At 58.6% G+C, this 18,178-nt stretch carries 15 protein-coding genes; 5 read left to right on the forward strand and 10 right to left on the reverse strand.

What is annotated here, in order from left to right; all coding sequences use genetic code 11:
* Positions 1 to 56 precede the first annotated feature (56 nt).
* From BKD70_RS09365 to BKD70_RS09400, 8 genes are all read right to left on the reverse strand, one after another.
* Positions 57 to 824, reverse strand: coding sequence for an SDR family oxidoreductase (locus BKD70_RS09365; protein ID WP_047273152.1), 768 nt, complete (start codon positions 822 to 824; stop codon positions 57 to 59).
* 722 nt (positions 825 to 1,546) lie between these two features.
* The gene (locus BKD70_RS09370; protein ID WP_047273151.1) at positions 1,547 to 2,263 is read right to left on the reverse strand and encodes an ABC transporter ATP-binding protein; all 717 of its coding nucleotides are present in this window, start codon (positions 2,261 to 2,263) and stop codon (positions 1,547 to 1,549) included.
* Positions 2,260 to 3,135, reverse strand: coding sequence for an ABC transporter ATP-binding protein (locus BKD70_RS09375; protein ID WP_047273274.1), 876 nt, complete (start codon positions 3,133 to 3,135; stop codon positions 2,260 to 2,262). The genes BKD70_RS09370 and BKD70_RS09375 overlap by 4 nt, the downstream gene beginning before the upstream one ends.
* A gap of 11 nt (positions 3,136 to 3,146) precedes the next feature.
* Positions 3,147 to 4,430: a high-affinity branched-chain amino acid ABC transporter permease LivM gene (livM, locus tag BKD70_RS09380; protein WP_047273150.1), complete on the reverse strand. Its 1,284-nt coding sequence runs from the start codon at positions 4,428 to 4,430 to the stop codon at positions 3,147 to 3,149.
* A gap of 2 nt (positions 4,431 to 4,432) precedes the next feature.
* Positions 4,433 to 5,347: a branched-chain amino acid ABC transporter permease gene (locus BKD70_RS09385; protein ID WP_047273149.1), complete on the reverse strand. Its 915-nt coding sequence runs from the start codon at positions 5,345 to 5,347 to the stop codon at positions 4,433 to 4,435.
* Between the two features lie 166 nt (positions 5,348 to 5,513).
* Positions 5,514 to 6,650: a branched-chain amino acid ABC transporter substrate-binding protein gene (locus BKD70_RS09390; protein WP_047273148.1), complete on the reverse strand. Its 1,137-nt coding sequence runs from the start codon at positions 6,648 to 6,650 to the stop codon at positions 5,514 to 5,516.
* Positions 6,651 to 6,993: 343 nt separating this feature from the next.
* Positions 6,994 to 8,277, reverse strand: a complete 1,284-nt coding sequence (locus BKD70_RS09395) for an FAD-binding oxidoreductase (protein WP_047273147.1) — start codon at positions 8,275 to 8,277, stop codon at positions 6,994 to 6,996.
* 91 nt (positions 8,278 to 8,368) lie between these two features.
* Complete coding sequence (locus BKD70_RS09400) at positions 8,369 to 9,859, reverse strand: aldehyde dehydrogenase family protein (protein ID WP_047273146.1); 1,491 nt, start codon at positions 9,857 to 9,859, stop codon at positions 8,369 to 8,371.
* Positions 9,860 to 10,023: 164 nt separating this feature from the next.
* Between BKD70_RS09400 and BKD70_RS09405 the strand changes: the two genes are divergently transcribed.
* The 4 genes from BKD70_RS09405 to BKD70_RS09420 all read left to right on the forward strand — a co-directional run bounded on the left by BKD70_RS09405 (position 10,024) and on the right by BKD70_RS09420 (position 14,295).
* Positions 10,024 to 10,929 (forward strand): LysR family transcriptional regulator, encoded by a 906-nt coding sequence (locus BKD70_RS09405; protein WP_047273145.1) that lies wholly within the window; start codon positions 10,024 to 10,026, stop codon positions 10,927 to 10,929.
* A 118-nt stretch (positions 10,930 to 11,047) separates the two neighbouring features.
* Positions 11,048 to 12,262, forward strand: coding sequence for a nicotinate phosphoribosyltransferase (gene pncB, locus BKD70_RS09410; RefSeq protein WP_047273144.1), 1,215 nt, complete (start codon positions 11,048 to 11,050; stop codon positions 12,260 to 12,262).
* Between the two features lie 3 nt (positions 12,263 to 12,265).
* Positions 12,266 to 13,093: an ammonia-dependent NAD(+) synthetase gene (gene nadE, locus BKD70_RS09415; RefSeq protein WP_047273143.1), complete on the forward strand. Its 828-nt coding sequence runs from the start codon at positions 12,266 to 12,268 to the stop codon at positions 13,091 to 13,093.
* Positions 13,094 to 13,272: 179 nt separating this feature from the next.
* Entirely contained in the window at positions 13,273 to 14,295 is a 1,023-nt protein-coding gene (locus tag BKD70_RS09420; RefSeq protein WP_047273142.1) for a DUF1338 domain-containing protein, read from the forward strand.
* A gap of 64 nt (positions 14,296 to 14,359) precedes the next feature.
* Here BKD70_RS09420 and azu read toward each other — a convergent pair whose 3' ends face one another.
* Complete coding sequence (gene azu, locus BKD70_RS09425) at positions 14,360 to 14,806, reverse strand: azurin (RefSeq protein WP_047273141.1); 447 nt, start codon at positions 14,804 to 14,806, stop codon at positions 14,360 to 14,362.
* 327 nt (positions 14,807 to 15,133) lie between these two features.
* On the opposite strand from azu, the gene BKD70_RS09430 reads away from it, so the two are divergent.
* Positions 15,134 to 15,337, forward strand: coding sequence for a hypothetical protein (locus BKD70_RS09430; RefSeq protein ID WP_047273140.1), 204 nt, complete (start codon positions 15,134 to 15,136; stop codon positions 15,335 to 15,337).
* A gap of 357 nt (positions 15,338 to 15,694) precedes the next feature.
* Here the strand turns inward: BKD70_RS09430 and BKD70_RS09435 are convergent, their stop codons facing one another.
* The gene (locus BKD70_RS09435) at positions 15,695 to 18,001 is read right to left on the reverse strand and encodes a YgiQ family radical SAM protein (protein ID WP_047273139.1); all 2,307 of its coding nucleotides are present in this window, start codon (positions 17,999 to 18,001) and stop codon (positions 15,695 to 15,697) included.
* Positions 18,002 to 18,178: the final 177 nt, after the last annotated feature.

Below are 18,178 nucleotides of genomic sequence, written 5' to 3' on the forward strand. Positions count from 1 at the left end.
AGCCCGATGGAATGCGACCCCCTCAGGAGGTCGCGGGTGGGCTGCCAGGGGCGAGTTTACTCCTTGGCGTGCCTTTCGATGGCAAAACCGCTCCAGGACTGCGTCACGGGCATCAGTTCAAGGCGATTGATGTTGATGTGTGCCGGGGTGTTGAGCACCCAGAAAATGGTCTCCGCGATGTCTTCGGGCTGAATCGGATCAGCGCCCTGATAGGTCGCGTCGTAGCGCGCCTGATCGCCCCCGAAGCGCACCATGGAGAATTCGCTTTCGCACAAACCCGGCTCAATGTTGCTGACGCGCACGCCTGTGCCTTGCAGATCACAGCGCAGGTTCAGGGAGAATTGCTTCACAAAGGCTTTGGTGCCGCCATACACGTGGCTGCCGGGGTACGGGTAATTGCCCGCGATAGAACCCAGGTTGACGATCCCGGCACCGCGCCCGTAGGCAATCAGGCGCGGCAGCAACAGGTTGGTGGTGTACAGCAGCCCTTTGATATTGGTGTCGACCATGGTTTCCCAGTCGTCAAGCTTGCACTGCGGGGCCGGGTCGGTGCCGACCGCCAGCCCGGCGTTGTTGATCAGTCCGCGCAGCGTGCTGAACGAGGGCGGCAAGTTGGCAATCGCCGTTTCCATCGCCCCACGGTCACGCACATCGACCACCAGGCCATGCACTTCTGTGTGCTTGGACAATTCTTCACACAGGGCGTCCAGACGCTCTTTACGACGGCCGGTCAGCACCAGTTTCCAGCCTGCTTGCGCAAACTTGCGTGCACACGCCTCACCAAATCCAGAAGTCGCGCCGGTAATAAACAGGGTGGAAGTCATCGTGTTCTCCTTGGCTGGCGGGCAGGGTCCGCCGGGGTAATGGGACGGCCAGCAGAATGCCCCGAGTGCGTTTGAGCGGCAAGCAGGTTGCGTGGGCAGTCGTGTACTGTGCAAAAAACAACCAACCGTCTCCAGACCACATCGCACAAGGGATAGCGCCATGTGCGCTCACCTTATCCACAGGCCCGTCCACAGTCTTTGGGGGCAACTCGAAACGCGCAAAGCCCCGCCATGCAAGGGTTGCAGGCGTTTATCCAAGGTTTTTTGCTTGACCTGAATACGCACTCCATGCACACGCCCTAAAAAGGTGCGTGCAGTTGAAAGTGCAGGGATAGCCAGAGGCCAGTAATTACGCCGCTCAGGGCATTCTTTCCAGAGTTTAACCACAGACTTATCCACAGGGCGCAGCGGTTTTTTCAAGGCCGTATTTTTATCAACAAAGCTGTTGACAAATCACCCGAGAGGTCGCGGAAAAGACAGCGATCAAAAAACAACCACACCGCTACAGCCCTTATAAATAAAGGGCTACAGCCAACTACTCCCACGTTACCCACAGCCACCTCCACAGCAAACGGGGACAAGTCAAAACGATGACAAAACAACAAATTACAGCGTCTTTATGTCGCGCTTTGGCAGGGTTGCAATTTTGTTTTCCACAATTTCAGGCGGGGTAAGAACGGCTCGCCCCAAGGGGGCGAGCAGGGTGATGCTGACGGCGGGGTTTAATGGCCGCCCAGATAGGCGTTACGCACGTCTTCGTTGCTCAACAACTCTTTGCCCGTGCCGGTCAGGCGGATTTCTCCGTTCACCATCACGTAGGCGCGGTCCGACAACCGTAGCGCATGGTTGGCGTTTTGCTCGACCAAAAAGATGGTCATGCCGGTTTGCGCCAGCTCCCGCAGGGTGGCAAAGATCTGTTTCACCACAATGGGCGCCAGCCCAAGGCTCGGTTCGTCCAGCAGCAGCAACTTCGGGCGGCTCATCAACGCACGGGCAATGGCGAGCATCTGCTGTTCACCACCGGACATGGTCATGGCCCGCTGATTACGGCGCTCCTTGAGCCGCGGAAACAGGTCAAACATGCGCTGCATGTCTTCTTTGGCGTGCTGGTCACCGATGGGGATGGTGCCCATCAGCAGGTTTTCCTCCACCGTCATGTCCGGAAACACACGACGCCCCTCCGGCGATTGGGCAATCCCGTTGGAAGCGATGTAGTGCGAAGACTTTTGCGTGATATCCACACCCTGATAAAGAATCTGACCGCCACTGGCGCGGGGCTGCCCAAAAATCGACATCAACAAGGTGGATTTTCCGGCACCGTTAGAGCCAATCAAGCTGACGGTTTCGCCCTCTTCGATGTGCATCGAGACCTTTTTCAACGCCTGAATCGGCCCGTAATGAACGTCCAGTTCCTTGAGTTCGAGGATCGTGCTCGTCATATCAGCTCCTCTTCGTCTGCACCCAGATACGCGGCGATGACTTTCGGGTCGTTGCGAATGGCGTCAGGCCCGCCCTCAGCGATCACGTTGCCGTGGTCGAGGACCACGATGTGGTCGGAAATGCTCATGACCATGCCCATGTCGTGCTCGATCAGCACCACGGTCAGGTCGTGCTCGTCTCGCAACAATCGAATCATGCCGCTCAGGGCTTCGGTTTCCTGCGGGTTGAGGCCCGCCGCCGGCTCGTCAAGACAGATAATTTGCGGCCGCGTACACATGGCCCGCGCAATCTCCAGTCGCCGTTGCTGGCCGTAAGACAACTCGCCCGCCAGACGGTTGGCGCAGTCCACCAGATCCACCACCTCCAGCCAGTAGAAAGCGTGGTCCAGCGCGTCGCTTTCAGCCTTGCGGTAGCCCTTGGTATTGAGAATCCCCGCCAGCAGGCTGCGATTGACCCACATGTGCTGGGCCACCAGCAGGTTCTCCAGCACGGACATTTCCTTGAACAGGCGAATGTTCTGGAAGGTTCGTGCCAGACCGGCGCGGTTGACCAGGTGAGTGCCGCCGAACATTTTGTAATACAGCCGGCTGCCGAACGCTTTGGGCGAGACAAAATCCGTCACCCGAAACGGCTCGCCGAGCAGTTTGATCACATTGGTGCGGGTGCCCCGCGCGTTGAGTTCGATCCTGCCGCCGGTGGCTTTATAAAAGCCGGTCAGGCAGTTGAACACGGTGGTTTTCCCGGCCCCGTTAGGGCCGATCAGGGCGAAGATCGAATTGCGTTTGACCTTGAGGCTAACATCGCTCAGGGCCTTGATCCCGCCAAAGTGCATCATCAGCTTGTCCACCGAGAGCACGACGTCTTTATCCATGGAACGCTCGCTCATGGCGCGACTCCCTTGCGTGGTGTGACCCCGACACGGCTGATGCGAATCAGGCCCCGTGGCCGCCAGATCATCATCAAGACCATCAGCACGCCGAACAGCAGCACGCGGTATTCGGCAAAGCTGCGCAACAGCTCGGGCGCGACCGTCAGTACAAACGCGGCAATCACCACGCCGACAGTCGACCCCATGCCCCCGAGTACCACAATCGCGAGGATCAGCGCCGATTCAAAGAAGGTGAACGACGACGGGTTTACAAAACCCTGATAACTGGCAAAGAACACACCCGCCAGGCCCGCCGTGGACGCCCCCAGGGTGAACGCCGACAGTTTGACCAAGACGTGATTGAGCCCCATGGCGCGACAGGCAATTTCATCTTCGCGCAGGGCTTCCCAAGCGCGGCCGATGGGCATGCGGGTCAAGCGATGCTTGATGTACAGCACCAACAGCACGACCAGAAACAGCACGATGTAAATGAACAGGAACTTGATGTTGGGGTTGTAGGCCAGCCCGAAAAACTCGTGAAACGGCACCCCGCCGTCTTTGGCTCGGCGCCCGAATTCAAGGCCCAGAAAGGTTGGCGATGGCACCGGCATGCCATTAGGCCCGCCCGTGAAAGACAACCAGTTGTTGAGCACCAGACGAATGATTTCGCCAAACCCCAGCGTCACGATGGCCAGGTAATCGCCGTGCATTCGCAACACCGGGAACCCGAGAATGCACCCGGCCATGGCTGCCGCAATCGCCGCCAATGGCAGCACCGACCAGAACCCCAGCCCCAGATACTGATAGCCAAGGGCCAGACCGTATGCGCCGATGGCGTAGAACGCCACATAGCCAAGATCGAGCAACCCCGCCAGCCCCACGACGATGTTCAGCCCAAGGCCGAGCAACACATAGATCAGGCCCAGAATCACCACGGTCAGCAGGTACTTGTTGGCAAAGAAGGGAAACACAATCGCAATGACGATCAGCAGTGGCACGATCCAGCGCAGCCGCGTCTTGTAGTCCGGCGGCAACACGTGCACGCCCGAGCCCGTGGATTCAAAACCCTGGAGCACTTTGAGACCACGGGGTGTTTGCAAAAACAGGCTCAGGACAAAGCGCCCGACCATCACGATCGCCACCAGCCAGCCGACCCGGGCGGGTTGCAAATTGAAGCTATAGCCGTCGAGCACCACCCCCACAATCGGGCCGAACACAATCAGTGAGATCAACCCGGCCAGGATCGAATCCACGACACTTTTTTTCACATCAATCGGTTTATTAATGGCTGCAGACATACTTACACCTTCGCCACAAGTGGACGACCCAGCAGGCCTTGAGGACGGAAAATCAGGATCAGCACCAGCAGCGAGAAACTGAACACGTCTTTGTAGTCAGAGTTGACCAGACCGGCGAATAGCGACTCGGAGATGCCGAGGATGATGCCGCCGAGCATGGCGCCGGGCAGCGATCCAATCCCGCCGAGCACGGCGGCCGTGAACGCCTTGATACCGATGATGAACCCGGCATAAAAGTCGAACGTGCCGTAGTTCATGGTGATCAGCACACCAGCCAGTGCCGCCATGGCTGCACCAATCACGAACACGTAGGAAATCACCCGATCCGTATTGATGCCCAGGATCGACGCCATCTTGCGGTCCTGTTGCGTGGCGCGGCACATGCGCCCCAGCTTGGTGTACTTGATGATGTAGGTCAGCAGGCCCATGCCCACGAAGGCGGCGACCAGAATGAAGACCTTGGTGTAGGTGAGCTGGACGAAACCGGTCCCGATATCGACCCGCCACGCACCGCTGAGCAGCGTGGGCACGCCTTGCTGGCGCGAACCTTGTGCGATTTGGACGTAGTTTTGCAGGATAAGGGAAATGCCGATCGCACTGATCAGCGGTGCCAGTCGTGTGGAATTTCGCAGGGGTTTGTAGGCCACTCGCTCAATCACCCAGCCATACACCCCGGTAACCACCACGGTGAAAATCAGGGTGCCCAGCATCAGCAGCGGGAAGGATTCAATACCGAAGTATGCCAACAGAGCCAGACTGATCGCCGCGAGGTAAGCAGAGATCATGTACACCTCGCCGTGGGCGAAGTTGATCATGCCGATGATGCCGTAGACCATTGTGTAGCCGATGGCGATCAGGCCGTAGACAGACCCGAGGGTCAGGCCGTTCAGCAGTTGCTGTAGGAAAATACCGTCCATAACGCAATCTCACGCACTGGAGCCAATCCGCAGACACTCGCCCCCCACACCGTCCGAAGACAGTTTGAATGACTGGATTTACGTGGCTCCTGGAAAAGAAGACAGGTGATGCAAAGCCTCACCCGCCCGACCGCCACTCAGGCAACGGTCGGGCGAGGGATTCAACTCACTTCTGTTTTTCCAGCTGGTGATATTTGCCGTCTTTGTCCCACTGGTACATCACGTAGTCAGAGACTTTGAGGTCGCCCTTGCTGTCCCAGGCCTTTTCACCCATGACAGTTTTCACCGGGTTGGCCTTGAGCCATTTGGCCGCGTCTTCGCCTTTGTTGGATTTGGCGCCGTTGAACGCATCTGCCAGGGCCTGGATCGAGGCATAGGCGTACAGGGTGTAGCCTTCAGGCTCGGTGCCGCCTTTGCGGAATTGCTCTACCACGGCCTTGCTGTCAGGCAACAGGCGCGGGTCGGCGCCGAAGGTCATGAACACGCCATCAACGTATTGCGGACCACCGGCGGTGGTAACCAATTCATCGGTGACCACGCCATCGTCAGACATGAACTTCACGTCTTTAAGACCGTTCTCACGCATCTGACGCACAAGCGGGCCCGCTTCCGGGTGCAGACCGCCGAAGTACACGACGTCCGCGCCCGCGGCACGGATCTTGGTCACCACGGCGCTGAAGTCTTTTTCACCCCGGGTCAGGCCTTCATACAACACGGGTGTCACACCGCGTTTTTCAAGCTGGGCCTTGGTCGCGTCGGCCAGGCCTTGGCCGTAGGTGTCCTTGTCATGCAGGACCACCACTTTTTTACCCTTGAGCACATCGACGATGTAGTCGGCCGCCACGATGCCTTGCTGGTCATCCCGACCGCACATGCGGAACATGGCGCTCAGGCCGCGTTCGGTCACCTGCGGGTTGGTGGAACCCGGCGTGATCGCGATGACACCCGCCTCGTCATACACCTCGGACGCCGGAATCGTGGACGAAGAACAGAAATGCCCCACCACTGCCGCTACCTTGTCCTGATCGACCAGACGGTTGGCCACCGCAACCGCTTGCTTGGGCTCGCAGGCATCGTCGCCTTTGACCAGCACGATTTTTTCGCCGTTGACGCCACCCGATGCGTTGATTGCATCCGCTGCCGCTTGTGCCCCCTTCATGTACTGCTCACCAAATGCCGCGTTGGCGCCAGTCATTGGACCGGCAACCCCGATTTTTACATCCGCCAGAACAAACGAAGACATGCCCATCGCAGCCGAAACGGCGAGGGCCAGAAAACCTTTCTTGTAGAACGTCTGCGACATGAGGTGGTGCTCCTGAGGTTTTTTTAGTTGGCACTTCGACTTCACTTAAAGCGCTGAGCAAGGCGCGTGCCATTGGTTTTTTATTCTTGAAAAAGCCGCTGTCTTATTGTTCTGTCGACTGTTTCGAGCCCATTTTTATTGGGCGTGCAACCGTCTAAACCGAGGAAGGTGTAACTGTTTGTTTTCAGCAGGCGCCACCTTGAGTCTTCAACCTTGCAACCGGGTTGCCCTGCAGCGCCCAATCGACCTGTAACCCGCGACGTCACCGAACTGCACACTCGCGGTGCATCGCTGCTACAGGGCGCACCATTAGAGGCTAGCCGTTACACACATAAACGGCGGACTAAATCACGATCCGTAAACATTGCCCGGCGTGGTACAGGGAAAAACCTGCCTCGTATAAACAACTGCGCAAACCGGTGCCATAGAGGGGCTGCATGGACGAAAACGGAATGGGCAGCGCCGTGGCGTCGCCGTGACACAAATAGTCGGCAAACGCCTTGCCCACCACGCTGCCCGTGGTGACCCCGCGTCCGTTGTAACCGGTGACTGCCACAAGACCGGGCGCCGGTTCAAATAAACGCATCAAGTGATCGGGGGTGAATGCAATACATCCCGTCCAGGTGCATTCCCACTCCACGCCTTTCAAATACGGGAAGTAGTGCTGCTGCACACGGTCGGCCCACGCTTTGAGGAACCAGCCGGGTTTCTGATTGCCATTGCCGAGGCTGCCCAGCAATAAACGGCCATCGGCATCCCGCCGAATACTGCTGAGTACCTGGCGTGTATCCCACGAGCCTTGCCCACCGGGCAGGATGCGCTGCGCGGTTTCGTCTGCCAGAGGCTTGGAGGCAACCTGGTAGTAATACCCTGGGAAAAAGTTACGTCGCAGGTCAGTCCATTCACCCTCGGTGTAGGCATTCGAGGCCAGAACCACCTGTTCGGCATTCACGGCGCCGCGCTCGGTTTGCACGGACCAGCGTTGCCCCTGGCGCTCCAGCCCGGTGACCGGGGAATGATCGAACAGCCGCCCGCCCAGATCACCCGCGGCCTTGGCCAGCCCCGAGGTGTAGGCCATGGGGTTGAGTGTGCCCGCGCGGCGATCCAGCAAGGCCGCGGCGATTTTCGAGGTGCCGGTGGCCGCTTCGCACGCCGCGCCGGTGAGCAGTTGCACCGGAGCACCGCGCAGTCGCCATTGCTGCTCGCGGCTGCGCAGATCGGCTTCACCCTTGGCGTTGTGGGCCATGTGCAAGGTGCCTTCGCGGCGCAACTGGCAATCAATGCGGTATTTGTCGACGAGGTCGAACACCAGCGCTGGCGCAGCTCCAAGCATGCGATTGAGCTGACTGCCCACGGCTTTGCCAAATCCGGCTTCGATTTCGTCGGGCGGGATCCACAGCCCCGCGTTGACCAGCCCCACATTGCGCCCCGAACCACCATGCCCGGTGCGATGCGCCTCCAGCACACACACGCTTTTGCCCTGTTCGAGCAAATGAATGGCGGCTGACAACCCCGTAATACCTGCACCGATCACGCAAACGTCAACGCTCAATTCGCCCTTGAAGGCAGGCGCTTGAGGACGTTGCGGCGTGAGGCTTTCCCACAGACATTCTTCGCGTAAAGGCATTGCCAAGCTCCACACCTGAAACTTAACCAGAAGCCCTCACCCTGGCCCTCTCCCGAAGAAAGAGAGTTGGGGTGAGGGCAAGCGTCCTACCTCAATCAAACGTAATACCCTGCGCCAGCGGCAGTTCTTGCGAGTAGTTGACGGTATTGGTCTGACGCCGCATGTAGCCGCGCCAGGCATCCGAACCCGACTCACGCCCGCCGCCGGTTTCTTTTTCGCCACCAAAGGCGCCACCAATCTCGGCACCGCTGGGCCCGATGTTGACGTTGGCAATCCCGCAATCACTGCCGGTGGCCGACATAAAGCGCTCTGCCTCGCGCACATCGGTGGTGAAAATGCACGATGACAAGCCTTGCGGCACCGCGTTGTTCAGGCGCAGGGCTTCGTCAAACTCGCTGTAGCCAACCACGTACAAGATCGGCGCAAAGGTTTCGTTGCACATCACCTCACTCTGCTCGGGCATTTCAACAATGGCCGGGCTGACGTAATACGCATGTGGGTACTGGTCGGCCAGTTGGCGTTGTCCGCCGAAGACGTGCCCGCCTTCGCTCAAGGCCTGTTCGAGCGCATCCTGCATGTTGTCAAAACTGTGTTTATCGATCAGTGGGCCGACCAGGTTGCCTTCCAGCGGATGGCCGATGCGCACGTTGGCGTACGCGGTCTTGAGGCGGGTGAGGATTTCTTCTTTGACCGATTCGTGCGCAATCAGGCGGCGCAAGCTGGTGCAACGCTGCCCGGCCGTGCCCACGGCACTGAACAGGATGGCGCGCACGGCCATGTCCAGATCGGCGCTCGGGCCGAGGATCATGGCGTTATTGCCACCCAGCTCGAGGATGCTGCGGGCAAAGCGCGCGGCAATTTTGGGCGCCACTTCACGGCCCATACGGGTGCTGCCGGTGGCACTGATCAACGCCACACGCGGGTCGTCGACCAACGCTTCGCCTGCCTCGCGGCCACCGATAATCACTTGGCTCAAATGCTCAGGGGCGTCACTGAAAGTGCTCAGCACCCGGTCAAACAGCGCCTGACACGCCAGGGCGGTGAGCGGGGTTTTCTCGGACGGTTTCCAGATCACTGCGTTGCCGCACACCAGCGCCAGCGTGGTGTTCCACGCCCACACTGCGACCGGGAAGTTGAACGCGCTGATGACACCGACCACGCCCAGCGGGTGCCAGGTTTCGCGCATGTGGTGGCCGGGGCGTTCCGAAGCAATGGTCAGGCCATACAGCTGACGCGACAGGCCGACCGCGAAGTCGCAAATGTCGATCATTTCTTGCACTTCACCCAAGCCTTCCTGGGTGATTTTGCCGGCTTCCCAGGACACCAGCTCGCCAAGATCGGTCTTGTATTGGCGCAGCAGGTCACCGAATTGCCGCACCAGCTCACCGCGACGTGGCGCCGGCACAGTGCGCCAGGCTTCAAATGCGTGCTCGGCACGGGTCACGTGCTGCTCGGTTTGCGCCGCACCTTCCCAGTGCACGGCGCCAATCTGGCTGCCATCAATCGGTGTGTGAACGGGCTGTTTACCCTGTTGGTACAGCGCAGGGTCAACCCCTAAACGATCCAGCAATGCAGCGACCATGCAGGCACTCCTTCAACATGAAAACGTTCGCCGCCGGTTGCGGCTCAGGTCTTTAGTTGTAGCTGGCACATCTCGCGCCAACAAACGACCTTTAAGCGAGATATCATTCCGAAAATTCATGCAGCGCTGGTAACGTCAGCGAACAACAAGAAGCAGAGGCTGCCATGCTCAATAAACGCTACCTGCCCTCGATCACTGCCTTGCAGTGTTTTGAAGCGGTGACTCGCCACCTGAGCTTCACCCGTGCGGCTGAAGAGCTGAACCTGACTCAAAGCGCCGTCAGTAAACAGGTCGCGCAACTGGAAGAGTTGCTACAGCACTTGCTGTTTCGCCGGGTACGGCGCCGTCTACAGCTGACGCCAGCCGGGGATTTGTACCTTGTAGAAGTCCGAAAAATCCTGACCCAAGTGGAGATGTCGACGCACACGCTGCGTTCCTACGGCGGGGAAACAGAGGTCCTGCGTGTCTCTACACCCTCGACCTTCGGCGCTCGCTGGCTTGTCCCACGCCTTAAAGGCTGGCGTCTGCGACATCCGCAGATTCATCTGGATGTATGCAATGAGCAGGAAGCCGATGAGTTGCTGCAAGGGCGCAGTGACCTGGCGTTCTACTTCGGCCAAGGCGCCCGCCCCGGCACCGAATCCCTGAAGCTGTTCAGCGAATCGCTGGTGGCGGTGTGCGCGCCATCGAGCCTGCCCGCTACCGCGTTCGTCGACGCGACGCAGTTGACCGATCTGGTCCTGTTGCAAAACGCTTCGCGCCCGCAAGCGTGGCATGAATGGTTCGAAAGCCAGGGCCTGCACACGGATCACAGTTATCACGGCCCGCGTTTTGACACGTTCTATATGTGCATCCGGGCGGCTCAAGTGGGCTGCGGGGTTGCACTGCTGCCGCGCTTTCTGGTCGAAGAAGAATTGGCTGACGGCACACTGGTCATTGCCTGGCCATACGCGTTACCCAGTCACGATGCGTATTACCTCGCCTACCCGGAACACGCGGCCGCAGTTCCCAAAGTCAAGGCGTTTGTGAACTGGATGATGGAGCAAATTAAAGAAGAACACCCGTTGTAGCCGTTCTCGAAGCAAAAACCACTGGCACAACCGCACGCGGATATGCGCCACTAGCGTCATTCATTGAAAGCGCTGAAAGCCGTGGCAATCAGGCACGGCCAGCAGGGAGATTCGCGTTATGAGCGAGAGTGTGTTTGCCGATCGCATCGTGCAGAACTTGCTCGACACCGACTTCTACAAATTGACCATGATGCAGGCGGTGCTGCACAACTATCCCAACGTGGAAGTTGAATGGGAGTTTCGTTGCCGTAATCACGAAGATTTACGCCCGTATTTGAGCGAAATCCGGCATCAGATCGAGCGTTTGGCCGACATCAACATGAGTCAGGACCAACTCGGTTTTCTGGAGCGGATTACGTTTATGAAGCCCGACTTCATACGCTTCCTGGGCCTGTTTCGGTTCAACCTGCGCTATGTCCATACCGGGATCGAAAACGGCGAACTTTTCATTCGCCTGCGCGGCCCGTGGCTGCATGTGATTCTGTTTGAGGTGCCGTTGCTGGCGATTGTCAGTGAGGTGCGCAACCGATCGCGGTATGCCAACACGGTGCTGTCCCAAGCCCGCGAGCAGTTGTACCGCAAGTTTGACTGGTTGCAGGCCAATGCCAGCGCCGATGAACTGGCAGGGTTGCAGGTGGCCGATTTCGGAACACGTCGTCGGTTTTCGTACCGGGTACAAGAGGAAGTGGTCAACGTGCTCAAGCACGACTTCCCCGGCAAATTCGTGGGCACCAGTAACGTCAACCTGTCCCGCGAGCTGGACATGAAGCCATTGGGCACCATGGCCCACGAATGGATCATGGCGCATCAGCAACTCGGCCCGCGCCTGATCGACAGCCAAAGCGCCGCGCTGGACTGCTGGGTGCGCGAATACCGTGGCCTGCTGGGGATTGCGCTCACCGATTGCATCACCACCGATGCGTTCCTGAAGGATTTCGACCTGTACTTCGCCAAGCTGTTTGACGGTTTGCGCCACGATTCGGGCGACCCTGTGGTGTGGGCTGAAAAGTGCATCGCGCATTACCACCAGCTGGGCATTGACCCAATGAGCAAGACGCTGGTGTTCTCCGACAGCCTGACCCTGCCCCGTTCGCTGGAAATCTTTCGCGCGTTGCGTGGCCGCATCAACGTCAGCTTCGGCATCGGGACGAACCTGACCTGCGACATCCCGGGGGTTGAGCCCATGAGCATCGTGCTTAAAATGACCGGCTGCAACGGCTCCCCCGTGGCGAAAATTTCAGATGAACCGGGCAAGACGCACTGTTCCGATCCTAATTTCGCCGCCTATTTGCGCCACGTTTTCCAAGTTCCTGAACATTCTCCCAAGGAGTGAATCATGCAGGCCGTACAGCGTCAGATCGCCAAAGACCTCAATGTCCAGCCACCGTTTAAAGACGACGATGCCCTTGAAGCTGAAGTTGCGCGCCGGATTACCTTTATCCAGTGCTGCCTGAACAATGCCGGGCTCAAAACCCTGGTACTGGGCATCAGCGGAGGCGTCGATTCACTGACCGCTGGCCTGATGGCGCAACGCGCGGTCAAGCAACTGCGCGAGCAGACCGGCGATGAGCGCTACCGTTTTATCGCCGTGCGCCTGCCCTACGGTGTGCAGCACGACGAAATTGATGCCACCGCCGCCGTGGATTTCATCAACCCGGACGAGCGCCAGACCGTCAATATCGGCCCTGCCGTCAAGGCGCTGGCCGCTGAAGTTGCCTCGTTCGAAGGCAAACCCCCGGCCACGGTGGATTTTGTACTGGGCAATACCAAGGCGCGGATGCGCATGGTGGCGCAATACACCATCGCGGGCGCAACAGGCGGGCTGGTCATCGGCACCGACCACGCGGCAGAAGCGGTGATGGGCTTCTTCACCAAGTTCGGGGATGGCTCGTGCGACCTGGCCCCGCTCAGCGGGCTGGTCAAAAACCAGGTACGGGCCATTGCGCGCTTCTTCGGGGCCCCGGAATCGCTGGTCGAAAAAGTCCCGACGGCCGATCTCGAAGACCTGGAACCGGGCAAGCCCGACGAAGCGTCCCACGGCGTCACCTATGCCGAGATTGATGCCTTCCTGCACGGCGAGCCAGTGAGCGAGCAAGCGTTCGACATCATTTGCAAAACGTATGAAAAAACCCATCACAAACGTGAAATGCCGTTTGCGCCGTGAGCCGTAGGACACCTGTTGAAATCGCCCGCCCCTCTCTCGAAAGGAGAGGAACGGGGGTGAGACGTGGCTGATTCCCCAGCCAGAAAAAACGGAATGAACCCCGCATTTTTTTTCGCTTGTGGCACGCCGTCCCAAGGGCTTTGATAGACGCTCGTTTTGTCGCCAGAGCCTTGTCCGCCATGTCTGCTTTCGATGGTTTGTTTTCGCTGGTCGAGTCTGCAATCGGCCAACCCGCCGCTCACTGGTTGCGCGAGCATGTTGAAGTCCCACAGGGCCTGCTGGATTTCAGTTGGCACCCGCAGGCGCTACATCGGGCATGGCTCGCTGAAGCGCTGAACCTGTGCCTGCTGCACAAGCTGGTGGACGCGGTGCCGGATGGCCGACGTTATGTGCAAGAGCAAGCGCAGCAAGGACGCAAAGTGGTGTTCGATCATGGCGCCATTCGCACGGTGGACTGGCCGGTAAATGGCGAGCTGCCGCGGGGCCGTCTGGCGTTCTCTCGGTTGCTGGAGCCGTTGGGCTTTACCGATGTGCGCACCTATCCCCTGACCCAGCTGAACATGACCGGCTGGGGCTACCGACACATGGACTTGCCTGAGGACATTGCACAGTTTTTTGTGTCGGAATTGCATCCGGGACGCTTCAGCGAGGGGTTTCAACAGGCGGTCAGCCGGGTGGTCAGCAGCAGCCGCGACCCACTCAACGCTGAGCACAAGGCCATCCTTCACCGCTTGCAATTGACCCGCCATTGCAGCCTGCGTGACGCGCAACAGGTGTTACAAGGTCTGTACCACGCGTTTGATCGCCAGCACGGTGCCGTGCAAGAGGCCGATTATCAGTGTCTGCTCCAGGAAAGCGCCGAAATGGCCTGGATCGCGACCGAAGGCAACAGCTTCAACCACCTGACCGACCGCGTCAGCGATCTGCACGCCACGGTCGCGCAACAACGCGACCTCCAGCGCCCAATGAAAGACAGCATTGAAGTGTCGGCATCAGGACGGGTCATGCAGACGGCCTATCGGGCCTGCACCGTGACACGCGGGCTGGTGGATGAACACGGGGTGTACCGCGAGCATCAGGTGCCGGGCTCGTTTGTAGAGTTCATTCAGCGCGAGACAGACCCGGCGACGCAACGCCTGGACCTGAACTTCGACAGCAGCAATGCCCAGGGAATCTTCAAAATGACGGCGTCAAACGCCTGAGGCAAAACGAAAACAGCCCTGACGGCGTAAACCTGTCAGGGCTGTTTTTAAACGCTGCGCGGGGTTATTTAAGTACCACGGCGCCTTTCATCATCGAGTTGTGGCCTGGGAAGGTGCAGAAGAATTCATATTCTTCACCGGCTTTGAGTTTGGAAACGTCAAACGTGACCGAGTCTTTCTCGCCAGCACCGATAATTTTGGTATGGGCGATCACGCGGGTGTCACCGTCTTTGAGGTAGTTTTTGTCGATACCGGCGGCCATGCCATCGGTCGAGACACCCATCATGTCCGCCTTCGTGCTCAGCACCCAGTTATGACCCATCACGTTCTTCGGCAGGCTGCCAGAGTGGGTCAGTTCTACCGTGAAGGTTTTGCAGGACTTGTCGATGGTGATTTCTTTGGTGTTGTACGACATCTGGTCAGTCGAATCGACAGTCACTTTGCATTCAGCAGCCAACAGTTGGCCGCTGGCCAGAGTCAAAAGGGATACCGCAACAACTTTGGCAAACATGGTGTATCTCCAAGGCAGGGTATTAAAAATCCACAATTTGTATACAGGTTGCCCGAAAATCGTCTCGATTCCAATGACCTGGATCATGGCGCAACGTTTTAATCCGGTGTAATAGCCCGCTAGACGAACGGCGGGCTTATAACCTTAGGTCATGTTCTGGTTTTTTGGAGAATAAGTGATCCCGCGTAAAACCCGACTTTTCATGGCAGCCAGGGTTATGTTTCAGACGCAAAAAACAGCCTTGCAAAAACCCGGCTAACGGCTAAGCACTAATACAGGGCAGAATACCCACCGCTCACCTCACCTTCGAGCGCAAGAGGATCGCCCATGGCCAAACCAAACTACAACTTCGCAAAGCGTCAAAGAGACCTGGCTAAAGAGCAGAAGAAAGAAGAGAAGCTGCAACGCAAGAAGGCTGCCGCTGAAGGTGGCGCCGCAGAACTGGAGCAGGACGTCGACACTGAAGGTGACGTTGACGTTGAAGCGCAAGAGACTGGCGCAGCTCAAGAAGACAAAGCCCCTAACGCGTAACACCCTCGGCCCGGTTATCCACAACCCGGCCCACAGGATCTGTGATCAGGATCAGCAGCCCGGCTGTTGATCCTCGCAGTCACCCTGACCGCCTTGTAACGTCGTCAGACGCCCTTCACGGTCCATGCCTGCAAGATGTATCGCATTCGACCTGCGCGTGCGTGGCAGGCCTCCCAGCGCACCACCTGAAAAACCGGCAGCCGCCGACGCGCCGAGCAACACGGCTCAGGCGTCTTTGAGTGACGATCAGGGTTGGGTTGGCACGCGAGATCGGTCTGACCGAACGCTGTGCATTCGATCACAACGGCGTGCCAAGGCAGCGGCTACGGGCAGAAAGCAGTAGCCGCTACCAGACGGTTAGCGCGGGACGACGGGCTTGCGCGCAGGCTTTTTGCCTTTGCCGCCTTTGGCCGCTTCATGGCGCTCTTTGGCAGCCTGCTTGTTACGGGCAAATGCCGCAGCCTTGGCTTGCTCACGCTTGTCACACGGGTTGCCACCGTCACTGGCGCGTGGCGGCAGCCCGGTGTGCTGGGTGAGGATCTTGGTGGTGGAGTCCTTGGCCACTTTGTGGCTACCGGCCGGTGTCGAGTTTTTACGACGGGCACTCTGATAGCTGTCAGTGGCGGGCTGATGCAACGGGATCAGTTGGTCCTTGCCCGAACCGATCAGGTCAGCGCGCCCCATGCGGATCAATGCTTCACGCAGCATCGGCCAGCCTTTGGGGTCGTGGTAACGCAAGAACGCCTTGTGCAGACGACGCTGCTCTTCGCTCTTGACGATGGTCACCGAGTCACTCTTGTACGTGACCTTGCGCAGCGGGTTCTTGCCCGAGTGGTACATCGCCGTGGCCGTGGCCATTGGCGAAGGGTAGAACGCCTGCACCTGATCCGCCCGGAAGCCATTGCCCTTGAGCCACAGCGCCAGGTTCATCATGTCTTCGTCTTTGGTACCGGGGTGAGCGGCGATGAAGTACGGAATCAGGTACTGCTCTTTGCCTGCCTCCTTGGTGTACTTCTCGAACATGCGCTTGAACTTGTCATAGCTGCCAATGCCCGGCTTCATCATCTGGTTGAGCGGACCTTCCTCGGTGTGTTCCGGGGCGATCTTCAGGTAACCGCCGACGTGGTGGGTCACCAGCTCTTTGACGTATTCCGGCGACTCGACCGCAAGGTCGTAACGCAGGCCGGAGGCAATCAGGATCTTCTTCACACCCGGCAAGGCACGAGCACTGCGGTACAGCTGGATCAGCGACGAGTGGTCGGTGTTCAGGTTCGGGCAGATGCCGGGGAACACGCACGACGGCTTGCGGCACGCGGATTCGATTTCCGGGCTTTTGCAGGCTATGCGGTACATGTTCGCGGTCGGGCCGCCGAGGTCAGAAATGACGCCGGTGAAGCCAGGCACTTTGTCGCGGATCTCTTCGATTTCGCGAATGATCGATTCTTCGGAGCGGTTCTGGATGATCCGGCCTTCGTGCTCGGTGATCGAGCAGAAGGTACAGCCGCCAAAGCAGCCGCGCATGATGTTCACCGAGAAGCGAATCATGTCGTAGGCAGGAATTTTTTCCTTGCCATACGCAGGGTGCGGAACACGTGCGTAAGGCATGCCAAACACGTAGTCCATCTCTTCAGTGGTCATCGGAATCGGAGGCGGGTTGAACCAGACGTCCACTTCGCCATGCTTCTGCACCAGCGCACGGGCGTTGCCCGGGTTGGTTTCGAGGTGAAGCACACGGTTGGCGTGAGCATACAACACCGCATCGGCACGGACCTTTTCGACGGACGGCAGACGGATCACCGTTTTGTCACGGGTCATGCGCGGGCTGGCCAGGATCTGCACGACCTTGGCTTCACTCGGGTCTTCAACCGGGCCTTTTTCCTGCTCGATGGCGCAGGCCTGGGTGTCCTGCGTGTTCACGTACGGGTTGATGATCTTGTCGATCTTGCCCGGACGGTCGATGCGCGTGGAGTCGACTTCGTACCAGTCTTTGGGCGTGTCACGGCGAATGAACGCGGTGCCGCGCACATCGGTGATGTCTTCGATCTTGTGACCGTACGACAGACGTTGAGCCACTTCGACGATCGCGCGTTCGGCGTTGCCGTACAGCAGGATGTCGGCACACGCGTCGATCAGGATCGAGTTGCGCACGCGGTCTTGCCAGTAATCGTAGTGCGCGATACGACGCAGGGAAGCCTCGATACCGCCCAGGACAATCGGCACATGTTTGTAGGCTTCTTTACAGCGCTGGCTATACACCAGGCTCGCACGGTCCGGACGTTTGCCCGCCATGCCACCGGGGGTGTAGGCGTCATCGGAACGGATTTTCTTGTCAGCGGTGTAGCGGTTGATCATCGAATCCATGTTGCCGGCGGCGACGCCGAAGAACAGGTTCGGCTCACCCAGCTTCATGAAGTCGTCTTTGGACTGCCAGTTCGGCTGGGCGATGATGCCCACGCGAAAGCCCTGGGACTCCAGCAAACGACCAATGATGGCCATGCCGAACGACGGGTGATCGACATACGCATCACCGGTCACGATGATGATGTCGCATGAATCCCAGCCAAGCTGATCCATCTCCTCCCTGCTCATTGGCAGGAATGGCGCTGGCCCGAAACATTCGGCCCAGTACTTGGGATAGTCAAAAATTGGCTTCGCTGCTTGCATGTCGATGACCGGTGTTGAGTGCAAAAAAGGACGCGACATTTACGGAGAAATTCGCGGGCGCGGAATATAGCACAAAAAATAACCAATTCCGACGGCAATGGTCGGCTTTCCCCCTAACCCTTTCGCGGCGCTTGCCTGTACAGGTTCGAGCCGGGCATTTGAGCCTATATACCTAAC

It is taken from the genome of Pseudomonas sp. BS-2016 (assembly GCF_001806145.1).
GTDB lineage: Bacteria > Pseudomonadota > Gammaproteobacteria > Pseudomonadales > Pseudomonadaceae > Aquipseudomonas > Aquipseudomonas lundensis.